This is a genomic window from Bacillus sp. SIMBA_008, from assembly GCF_046535495.1.
Classification (GTDB): domain Bacteria; phylum Bacillota; class Bacilli; order Bacillales; family Bacillaceae; genus Bacillus; species Bacillus subtilis.
Genome location: NZ_JAWRWL010000528.1, coordinates 1 through 269, shown reverse-complemented (window position 1 = coordinate 269; position 269 = coordinate 1). Strand labels below are relative to the sequence as shown.

1 protein-coding gene is annotated in these 269 nt (G+C 54.6%); it reads right to left on the bottom strand.

All coding sequences use genetic code 11. The features are described from left to right. On the bottom strand, positions 1-269 hold a 269-nt coding region (locus SB658_RS24310), incomplete at both ends, for an S-adenosylmethionine:tRNA ribosyltransferase-isomerase (RefSeq protein ID WP_410602923.1).

Below are 269 nucleotides of genomic sequence, written 5' to 3'. Positions count from 1 at the left end.
CCGTCAATCGCTTTAAATTCATATCCCGGATAAATGAAGATGGACGTCCAGCCGCTTGAAGCGGTAAATACGCCGTCATGCTCGCCGGCAATGGTTTCCAGGGTGCGCGTTGATGTCGTCCCGACCGACACGATGCGCCCTCCCGCCTTTCTGACCTCGTTTAAAGAGGCGGCGGTTTCTTCCGTCATTTCATAAAATTCCGCGTGCATGTTATGCTCTTCCACATCATCCGCACTGGCCGGGCGGAATGTGCCGAGTCCCACATGAAG